Here is a 5,966-nt window from a genome sequence, read left to right as displayed (position 1 = left end):
AGCACCATCGACTGGATGGCTCGGCTCGCGTCGGAGACGGCATACTCCGTGTGCTCGATCAGCACGACGATGGCCAGCGGGGCCTCAGCGATATACGGGCCGGAGCGAGCCAGCGCGCCGATCTGGCGGAGGGTCTCGCGATCCTCGACCACGATGAAGTGCCAGGGCTGGCCGTTCATACTGCTACCGGTCAGCCGCCCAGCGTCGACGATCTGGTGTACCAGAGTCGCCGGGACTGGGCGATCCTGGTAGTGCCGCACTGCCAGGACGGTGCGGACGGTCTCAAAGACATCCATGCGATAGCTCCTTGTGGGTAGCGTTGTTCATGCACATCGGTAGCAACCGGCGTGCCGCAGCATTGGGGGTGCAGGCATGAGTTGTCAGGCAGCCGCAGGTGCCGCCTCAGTGCGTGCCTCACGCTGTCGATAGGGCCGCCGAGGGGAAGTCAGTATGAGCGGTTGTGATAGACAGATCGTACCGTCTTTGTGAGGAGCGCTCAACTCACTGTCAATTCATGCCTGCACCCCAGCATTGGTATAGACTGAGCGCCATGATCTACCGCTGCCGGCGTCTCGGTGTCTCAATGTATCTTCTCTTGCGTGTTTTCCCCGCCCCACTAACGCCACGGCCCACGATCCGATACCGGGGCGATACCCCTTCGGGTGATTGTCGCGCGTGGTTATATCTAATTTGTGCCGGTGTGGTATCCTTCCTGAAGCCGTTCCTACGACGGCCCGGTCGTGCGAGGGTGGCCCCCTCCGCGCGCAGCCGGCCCCGCTCCCCGCCATCAGGCACACCGGGGCGGCGCCGCCCCTGGCGCGAGGTGCCCCGCCCATCCTCGGCCGCGCACCCTCACAACCTGGCGCAACGAGCAGTTTTAGACTGCTCTGATCTTTCTCTCTCCCACATTTCTCTCTATCGGGGCGTCTTGCCCCACCCTACCTGCACACCATCTGTGACACAGATCGCTGTTGCGGGTCTTTTTGCGTTTTGCGCCTCATCGCACACCCCGCCCAGGGGGCTGTCACCCGTACAGCCGCCCGATGGGCGGCATCACCACCAGGAGCTGTTCCATGTCTACGTCCCCAACCGTCACCCGCACCTACCGCGCCGCTATCCGCCTCGGTGAGGACTACATCACCCTGGAGGAGACGATCACCCTGCCGCTGGACGCCGGCGACGATGCGGTGCAGCGCGCCGTCGACCTCGGCTGGCGGATCTACACCGCCCAGCACGAGGCGGTGGCCCAGCAGGCCTCCCAGGTTCGCGCCGACACCCCAGCAGCGCCCGCCTCCGCGCCGAAGCCCGCCAGCGATAAGCAGCGGGCCTTCATCGACACCCTGGCCCGCGAGGTGGGCTGGGACGGCGACGCCCTGACCGCATTCGCGGTCGCTCAGGGGGTCGACTCCTGGGAGACGATGAGCGCCGCCCAGGCCGCCGCCCTGATCGACGCGATCAAGGCCCAGAAGGCCGAGCAGGAGCAGCAGCAGCGCGCCGAGATTGACGGACGCCAGGCCGGTGGCCGCACCACGCGCCGCGCCGACCCCGCGACGCATGCCCAGGCCCGCCAGGCGCTCGCCGAGGCCGAGCAGCGCACCGGCGCGGGCCAGCCCCGTCAGGCGCTGCCGCCCATCGGCGACCGCATCCGCAACCCCAACGACCCGGCCAGCGAGGCCCAGATCACCAAGATTGTTCGCACCGTTGAGCGACTCAACGACGCTGAGCTCCAGCAGCTTGCGCCGCAGATCGCCACCGTGCTAGGCTACCAGCGCGTCGCCCTCAAGGGGCTGCGCGACTCGGCCACCTGGCCGTACCTGCGCGATGAGGCCGAGCAGGCCCACCGGCTCACCAAGGGCCGGGCCTCCCAGATCATCGCACTGCTGGACACGGCGAACGCCGAGAAGGTCGCCGCCTAGCAGCGGCGTCCAACGCTTCACCACCCCATAATCAGGGGGCCGATCTACGAGATCGCCCCCGTGGGGCATCTAGATCGGCCCCCTTCTGAAGGAGGCTCCCGTGACCCTCGCACCCACCTCTACTACGCTGGCCGCCGAGCCGGTGGCATCGACCATCCCCTTCGACCTCCCCATCCCAGTGTTGCCCACCGACCCGTTCGGGTCGCTCTCCCTCCCCCGCGGCGGCGTCGCCGTCTCGGAGTGGAGGGTGCGCCTGGCGCACCTGCGGATGCTCGCCTACTACAAGGTGCCCGCCGCTGCCAAGGAGCGCACGGCCCAGCAGCGCCCTATCGGCAACCAGCTCGACAAGGCGCTCGCCATCGCGCTCGACCCAGCGCTCTGGGAGATCCACGACGACCATGTGGTCATCATCGGATCGGAAGGTGACCGCTATCGGGTCACCCCCGAGTTCTGCCAGGGCTTCTCCTGGTCAAGTAAGGGCGGCAAGGCATCGACCATCTGCAAGGGCTCCATGCGGGCCACGAGCGGAATGTGTAAACATCAGATGGCCGTCGAGTACCTGCGGCTGGCCCAGGAACTGGAGGCCCCACAACTGGCCCTGGTGCCTACCGACGACCCCTCCCCGGCGATCGCCGAGGAGGACGCCCTCACTGAGATCGCCCGGGCCGAGATCTTCGGCCCCGAGCTGTTCGCCATCCTCGGCCGCATCCGCGTCAAGCAGCGGAAGGTCGCCGAGGGGGATGTCGATCTGCTGCTGAGCGCCGACGACCAGCTGGTCGCCGCGAACAGCGGTGTCTACGGGGCGACCACCCCGGCCACCATTGTCAGCGGGGCGATCTGCTCCCTGACCGCAGCCGAGTTCGCCGATCTCTGGTCGGCGATCAACAGCGATGCCGCCAGGGACGCGCTGAGCCTGACGATGGCCATCCAGACCGACTCCAGCGGCTCCGGGCTGCTGGCCGTCACCGGCCCCGGCCTGAATGTCGCCGTCGCCTGCATGGCGATGCCCTGCTGATCACAATAGCCGATAGGCCGATAGCCGATAGGCCGATAATCCGCTCCCTTCGGAGGCGCCCGTGGCCCCCGTTGGATGGGGCTATGGGCGTCTCGATCTGCATCACAGAAAGAGGCTCCCTGATGCCCCTCAGCGATACCACCACCGTGCGCCCGTACCACCCCGCCCGCTTCGTCGGGCAGATCCAATACGAGGGCGCGGCCACCATCCACGTCGCCGCGCTGGCGACCCACCCGGATGGGGCGGTCGTCATGCTCAACCTGGTCGGCCACGACACCGCCATCAGCAGCCGCATCGCCGCCCTCTTCCTGGGCGACAAAGACATTGCCTTTGTTCCTGATGAGGAGCATGGCCCCTGGCAGGGGCCGCGCCTGCTCAGTCGTCTGACCAACCACTACACGCAGACCTCCCGGCGCCTACAGGGGGTTGGGCGGATGACGGCCAACTATTTCGTGCGCAGCAGCGGGCTGCGCCTGGCCTTCAACCTCCAGTCAACGCCCGATATCCCGCCACAGCTGCTCAAGCTGAAGCAGGAGGGCGAGTCGGATGATGCGCCTGCGCCCCTCGCTCTGACCGAGGATGACACGAAGACGCCCCCGAGCTGGCGCTACGTCTGCGCCACCCAGGACGACGGGGTGAGCCCGACACCGAGCTACGGTGCCTTCATCGGAACGCTGGTCGGCATGCGGGCGATCATCCTCCGTGCGCGCCAGCCTGAGCTGCGTCCCGTCGCCCGCGCCTGGGCCGATGCGCTCTGGGAGCGCGGGCGGGAGCGCGGCCTGATCGAGCCGCTCCCCTCCGCTGGGATCGCCGCATGGGCGATCCGCGACTCGCTGCTCCACTGGAACGCCCTGGTCAGCCGGGGCGTGACCGATGGATGGCTGCCCATTCCGTCCCGCACCGTGCGGGACGAATCCTTCGTCCTCCCGGCGGCAACCGCCGTCGCGGCTGACTAGCGTCGCTCTCCCTCCCACCACACGCCGGGCGGCACCCTTCCCCGGCGCGGGGGATGACTGCCCGGCTCCCCAGCGAAAGGAGCCGATCATGGCGAATGGACTGCACCGCAACCTCGCAAACGAGGCGTTTGTTCGTACCCCACCCAGCGAGACCCAGAAGGTGGTCAACCACCTCCTGAGCACCAATGGGCCGTTCACCGTTTTCGACCCGACCGCCGGCGAGGGTGACTTGCTCGCCCCCTTCGCCGCGCTGCCGGACGCCACCCTCGTCGGGGTGGAGCTGCACCGCGTGCGCGCTGAGGCCGCACAGGCACACCTCCCCGCCGCGACGATTCTCACCTCCCCCATCGAGGCCGTCCGCTTTGATGGCCCCTTCGCGCAGGTGCTTGCGCTCAACCCGCCCTACTTTCTCCAGAACGGGCGGCGGGCTGAGTACACGATTACCAAGCACGCCCTTGATCAGCTCGTGTCGGGAGGCATCGCCTTCGGCGTCTACCCAGCGCGCAGCGCCTGGAACGCCGATATGGTCGGCCTCTGGGCGCGCTGGTTCACCGACATCCAGGTCTACCGCTTCCCTGACGGCGACCCTACAGCCGATGAGGCCGCGTTCCAGCGCTTCACGCAGATTATCGTGATCGGCGTGAAGCGGGCGCAGCCCCTCCCCGAGCCGGATGTGGTCGTGGTCGCGCGCCTGCGCGGCTTCCGCTACCGCAAGCCCGATGCCACGCACGAGAGCTGGTGGGCTGGCGGCACGCCGCCCCCGGTTATCCCTGATGCCCCTATCGCCCAGCCCTACCAGGTGCCTGGCGGCCTCATCGCGCCGCAGTACACCTTGCTCAATGCCGACGACGCCCAGCTGCTCACCGCCCTCTCCACCCACGGGGTTCACCTCGAACCCGGCTGGGCGGAGGATACGACCTTTGCCGAGGAGGGTGCCATCCCGCCCTCGGCCATGCCCATGCTCGGCCCGGCCCACATCGCCGCAGAGATCCTCACCGGAATGTTCGACGGCGAGCTGGTGCTCGACCGCTATGTGATGACCACGTTCATCACCTTCGAGGCTGCGCCCGTGCCGATTGACGAAGAGCAGGCCGAGAAGGGGGTGACGGAGATGACCCGCACCACCGACCACCCGATCATGGGGGTGATCGACCTGCGCACCGGCGCGGTGCGCTACCACGTCGGCGCGACCGATGCCTTCGCCTTTCTCACCCCGCTGCTGCCGCAGCTGACCCCGCTGGTACTCCAGCGCCGCCGTCCCCGCTACCTGCCCGATACGGTGCAGGATTGGGAGCTAGCGACGATCGCCCGGATCGGGCTCGATAAGACCCTGCCCAGCGCCACCCACGCCGGCCTGGCTATCCCGCAGATGCACCGCACCCTCGCGATGTGGCGCATGCTCAACGGCCACGCCTGATCTCACGTTCTCGTCATGCTTGTGTATCGCCCGGCCCCAGGGAGCACCCGCTGCGCCTCTGGGCGGGCGCACTCCCTGGAGCCTTACCTACGAAAGAGGCTCCTGTATGGCACACCGCACGCGCATCCATGCCAGCAAGCAGATCGGCTTTCAGGGCTCGCCCGGCTCGGGCAAGACCCGCCAGGCCATTGCCCTGACCGCCCTCTTCGCCCGGCGCTTCCACGGTCGGGCCGCCGAGTTCCGTGGCCAGCCGCTGCCCACCTGGGCCTACCGGCTCATCCGGGCCTGGCGCAACAACCCCCACGTCACCGGCGACGCCCCCCGCGCCCTGCCCATCGCCGTCTCGACCCCGATGCGGGTCACGACGACCTGGGAGCGCGAGTTCGCCGGTGCCTACCCTGAGGCAGAGGTGGTGATAATCGGCACCTTCCGCGATGTGGATACCTGGATGCGTCGGGCCGCCGAGTCGTCGGCCCCCGTCGTCGTCGGGGTCTTCTCGCAGTCCAAGACCCGCGCCTTCAGCCTGGATTGGGAGCCAGCGCTCATCACCCGCACGAAGCGGACAACGGTTTCCGTCATCTCCGCGCGGCGCGCCCGCTGCGCCGTGCCGGTGCAAGATGCCTGCGGCATCACCTGGGACATCCCCGCCGGAGCGCCGCTGA

6 protein-coding genes are annotated in these 5,966 nt (G+C 68.2%); 5 read left to right on the top strand and 1 reads right to left on the bottom strand.

The annotated features are described in order from the left end of the window. The coding region (locus K2Z83_RS27595; protein WP_220598387.1) for a nitroreductase family protein at window positions 1–296 on the bottom strand (296 nt) is incomplete at its 3' end. A 777-nt stretch (window positions 297–1,073) separates the two neighbouring features. On the opposite strand from K2Z83_RS27595, the gene K2Z83_RS27590 reads away from it, so the two are divergent. The 5 genes from K2Z83_RS27590 to K2Z83_RS27570 form a co-directional block, all read left to right on the top strand. Next, window positions 1,074–1,916 (top strand): hypothetical protein, encoded by an 843-nt coding sequence (locus K2Z83_RS27590; protein WP_220598386.1) that lies wholly within the window; start codon window positions 1,074–1,076, stop codon window positions 1,914–1,916. A gap of 100 nt (window positions 1,917–2,016) precedes the next feature. Further along, window positions 2,017–2,931, top strand: a complete 915-nt coding sequence (locus K2Z83_RS27585) for a hypothetical protein (RefSeq protein ID WP_220598385.1) — start codon at window positions 2,017–2,019, stop codon at window positions 2,929–2,931. 122 nt (window positions 2,932–3,053) lie between these two features. Further along, on the top strand, window positions 3,054–3,887 hold the full coding sequence (locus K2Z83_RS27580) for a hypothetical protein (protein ID WP_220598384.1): 834 nt from the start codon (window positions 3,054–3,056) through the stop codon (window positions 3,885–3,887). An 88-nt stretch (window positions 3,888–3,975) separates the two neighbouring features. Beyond that, window positions 3,976–5,304, top strand: a complete 1,329-nt coding sequence (locus K2Z83_RS27575; protein ID WP_220598383.1) for a DUF6094 domain-containing protein — start codon at window positions 3,976–3,978, stop codon at window positions 5,302–5,304. A 106-nt stretch (window positions 5,305–5,410) separates the two neighbouring features. Next, the coding region (locus K2Z83_RS27570) for a hypothetical protein (protein WP_220598382.1) at window positions 5,411–5,966 on the top strand (556 nt) is incomplete at its 3' end.

This window comes from Oscillochloris sp. ZM17-4 (genome assembly GCF_019599295.1).
Lineage (GTDB): Bacteria > Chloroflexota > Chloroflexia > Chloroflexales > Chloroflexaceae > Oscillochloris.
This window is presented reverse-complemented; position numbering and strand designations above follow the sequence as displayed.